The organism is Synechococcus sp., assembly GCF_982614295.1.
In genome coordinates this window covers 1-3659 of the sequence record NZ_CEXBMR010000078.1, presented here as the reverse complement: position 1 = coordinate 3659, position 3659 = coordinate 1, and the positions used below count along the sequence as shown (strand labels likewise).

Sequence of the window (3659 nt, the reverse complement as noted above, 5' to 3'; positions counted from 1 at the left end):
CTACGAAAACAGCATGCCTATGCGGGATTTAGCAGCATTGATGGGGCATGACCTAAGAACACACCACAAGCATTACGGCGTTTGGACCGATGAAGCCGGATTGCATGAATCTGCCTTGCGGGTAGTGGGAGATCTGATGAAGCTGCAGAGCTAACCAAGCCGAAGGCGACGACGCCTTCGCCGCCGGCATCAGGGGGAGGGTGTCAAAAAATTGGAACAATGAATACTTCTTTCATTGCTTACAAGCTTCAAGTAAGCGATAATACTAAAAATCACTAACAAAAATGGTCTTACTCTTTTCCCTAATTACGTTAACATTGTTTTTATCGGGCTTAAGATCAGCCAAAAAAGTATCATCTTTAAGAGCCAAATATGCTCCAATTGCTGATGCCGAGGAATATTGCAAGAAATTGAAACAGCTAGCTGCAAAAGAAGCTATGGAATAAAGGGAAAAATTCTGAGCAACCCCAAACCTAGGAGTATTTAAGCTTGAACACTTTAAATTTCCAATATCAAGCATTCGGGTTTAATCTAGCTAGTGATATTCCGCTGCCCGAGCTAAGCGAAAAGTTGTTAATCGCTAACGAGCAAAATAGTATATCTGTAGTTAGTGGAAACTATGAAAACTGGCCTTCCATAGAAGCTAGCCCCCACAGCACACAATGCTTGCAGCTTGCAGCTAATGAATGGCGTTTAGCTCTAGAGGGCATCGGCTGGTTTCGTGCTGCAGCTGGTGAATTGCTTGAATATCAACGCTGGGATGACAGTGTTAGTAATCGTGATTTGCGCACTTTCTTGGTAACAAGTGGCCTTGGTGCGTTGGCAGTTCAACAATCTTCTCTGGTGCTGCACGGCACGGCCTTAGAGCGTAATGGTGAAGCTGTATTGCTCTTGGGGCGCCCAGCCACAGGAAAATCAACTTTGAGCTGGTGTTTACAGCAGCACGGCTGGCAACTTATTAGTAGTGAAATTGTAGTTGTGGATAAAAATATGAAAATTTGGCCGGGTGTTCAACAATTAAAACTTTGGCATGATGCTGCAGTTGCCCTTGATTTGGATTGGCAGCAATTGCCTCTAGTGCGGCGCGGTCTTAAACGCTACGCATTTTCACGGGATCAATTGAACTGCATTGAATCAGCCGTTCCCTTGCGTTGTATCTATCAATTGATGCGTAAGCGGCAACAGAGCAAAAGCGAGGCAGATGTTTTGGCATCATCAATAAAAAGTTCTCAGGCATTTAGCCAGCAGCACGCTTTGCTCGTGCTACGAAATAATGCATTTCATGCCAGGGTTGTACGCGGTATGGAGTGTGAGCAGCAATTATTTATGCAGGCATCGGCATTGGCCCGTTCAGTTCCTATCTATTCATTACGTGTTCCCGATGGTGTCAGGGCTATGAAAAATGCATGCGCAATGGTGGATTTGTTGGATCCAGCTTCAATTCAAGAACCTTATGTAGAAGAAGGCAATATAGAAGAAGGCAATAAGGGTGAAAGTGATGCTTGAGCAAAAGCATGGTTATTGGTATTTGGCTTCCTATCCAAAATCAGGTAATACGTGGTGCCGTGTTTTTATTACAGAATTATTGAGGTTAGCTGGCGAGGGCTATGCGGAAGAACTTAATTTAAATAATGATATTGAAACCGGCGCCATTGCTTCATCACGTTTATGGCTTGATGATCAGTTAGGCGTGAATAGCTGTGATCTGAGTTTTAGCGAATTGGATCCATTGAGGGGCCTTGCCGGGCAAACAGCATGGTTATTTGCCGAAGGTGAAAGATTCCATAAGGTGCATGATGCGTTTAAATCTCCTGATTCTCGCAATCGATCAGTTGTTTGTACAGCGGGTTGCCTGGGAGCTGTTTATATCATGCGGCATCCAGAAGATGTGGCTGTATCACTGAGTAATTTTTTTTCTTGGCCGCTAGAGCGTAGTGTTCAATTTTTGCATGATCCCACAGCAGCTCTAGTGCCATCTGAACGTGTTGGAGGTCATCAGGTGCGTCAGCATATGGGCCGTTGGGATCAGCATGTGTGCTCTTGGGTGGATCAACAGCAGTTGCCAGTATTAATAATTAGATATGAGGATATGCTCTGCAATGGTTCAACAACTTTTGCTAAATTAGCAGATTTTCTTGGTTTGCCTGTTGAGCAGGTTTTGGTAGATCAAGCTATTGCTAATACCTCGATTGATAAATTAAAACAACTAGAAGAGAAGGTTGGTGGTTTTGCTGAGACGCCAGAGGGGTGTAACCGTTTCTTTCGATCTGGGCGTAGTGGTGAGGGAGCTGAGCAGCTGAGTATTCCCCAGCGCCAACAATTAGCAGCTGAAATGGCTGATGTAATGAAACGCTTTGGTTATGAAGGAGTAGAAAAAGATGTGTGAATTTAGTGTTGAATATGTTTTTGGCAGCGTTGATAAGGCCCTTGCTGCTGAGCTATTTGATTTTTGGAACCTTAATCAGGCTTCTTATCAGGCAGAACTAAAGAGTTTTAGATCGCATGGCGATTTGAGTGACATAGAGCCACTCTTAAGCAAGCAAAAGGTGTTACGAAGGCAGCCAGGTGCGATTGCTCGAAATCAGGAGGGATCAATTGTTGGAGTGGTGTTTGTTGTTTTAAGGGAATTAGAAGCGCATCTTAACTTAGGTAGCCATGCTTATTTTCAGCGGATGTATGTTTTGCCGGAGGCTAGATCAAGCCGTTTGGCGAATCAACTGTATAAAAAATTTCTAGAAGGTTTTATTAGTTCCGTTGAGTTGCGTGATCATAGGGCTTCTACTCTGATGTCAGAGAATATTAACTTAGGCTTGCAAAAGGGATCTATGAGACGTTATTTTGCAAGACTAGGTTTTAAAATGCTTGGTTCTAATCAGCTTGGTGGTGAGGTGTGGTTATTGAAATTACGCAATCAGTTTATATTTTGAGGTTGGTTTATTCTGCAACTGTTATTATGATGTTTTTATTTATAGCTTGCTCCAGCCAGTTAGTTGTTTCTTGTATGCAAATTGATCGTTCAACATTAAATTCAGCGCATAGTAGATCGCATATTTGATTCAGGGTTTGTGCTGTTTGCAGAGCTTGCCATATGGCAGAACCGGTTTCATTTAATACAAGGTAATCGCATGTTTTGCTTTGAAAGAGTGTTATTTGATCATCCAATTCACTAAATACAACGGCGGGATGCTGCTTGAATCGTTTTGTGCTTGGGCTTTGATGTTGTTGAATGTCCATATTAAAAAGCTTAATAGATTGGAGGAGGAGTTGCGTTTCAAGAAGGCTCTGAAATTGTAATTCCTCGGTTTGAGGATCCACTCCAACCTTTGCTATTTATTGTAGTGAATATTTAGGATATAGCAGGTTAAATAAATACAGCTTTTTCTAACGTTATTTAATGCCCCGCTCACCACGCTGCCTGCCTCAGGGGTATTCGTTTCACATCACGCTTAGGTGCAACAGCCGTCAGTTTCTGATTGCCAAAGGATTGCGGCGGGATGTGTTGCTCTCAGTGCTCGCCAAGGCGCAAGCCAAGGTGCCGCACAGGATGTATGCGCTGTGTCTGATGGCAAACCACCTACATCTGTTGATAAGACCAGATGATGCCTCTCAACTCCCCCGTTTGATGCACTGGGTGGGTTGGTATTCAGCAATGGCACTCA

Annotated in this window: 5 protein-coding genes; 4 read left to right on the top strand and 1 reads right to left on the bottom strand. The window is 43.5% G+C overall.

Annotation, left to right across the window (positions count from 1 at the left end; genetic code table 11):
- The first annotated feature begins 570 nt into the window (after window positions 1–570).
- The 3 genes from AC2JC8_RS09775 to AC2JC8_RS09765 are packed head-to-tail and all read left to right on the top strand — an operon-like array spanning window position 571 to window position 2927.
- Window positions 571–1506, top strand: a complete 936-nt coding sequence (locus tag AC2JC8_RS09775; protein ID WP_484594643.1) for a hypothetical protein — start codon at window positions 571–573, stop codon at window positions 1504–1506.
- Window positions 1499–2386, top strand: a complete 888-nt coding sequence (locus AC2JC8_RS09770; protein WP_484420429.1) for a sulfotransferase domain-containing protein — start codon at window positions 1499–1501, stop codon at window positions 2384–2386. The genes AC2JC8_RS09775 and AC2JC8_RS09770 overlap by 8 nt, the downstream gene beginning before the upstream one ends.
- The gene (locus AC2JC8_RS09765; RefSeq protein ID WP_484594642.1) at window positions 2379–2927 is read left to right on the top strand and encodes a hypothetical protein; all 549 of its coding nucleotides are present in this window, start codon (window positions 2379–2381) and stop codon (window positions 2925–2927) included. Before AC2JC8_RS09770 ends, AC2JC8_RS09765 begins: the two co-directional genes overlap by 8 nt.
- Before the next feature lie 7 nt (window positions 2928–2934).
- Here the strand turns inward: AC2JC8_RS09765 and AC2JC8_RS09760 are convergent, their stop codons facing one another.
- Complete coding sequence (locus AC2JC8_RS09760; protein WP_484594641.1) at window positions 2935–3234, bottom strand: PqqD family protein; 300 nt, start codon at window positions 3232–3234, stop codon at window positions 2935–2937.
- A gap of 160 nt (window positions 3235–3394) precedes the next feature.
- Between AC2JC8_RS09760 and AC2JC8_RS09755 the strand changes: the two genes are divergently transcribed.
- Window positions 3395–3659 (top strand): transposase (locus AC2JC8_RS09755; protein WP_484594640.1); only part of this gene is annotated, 265 nt, incomplete at its 3' end.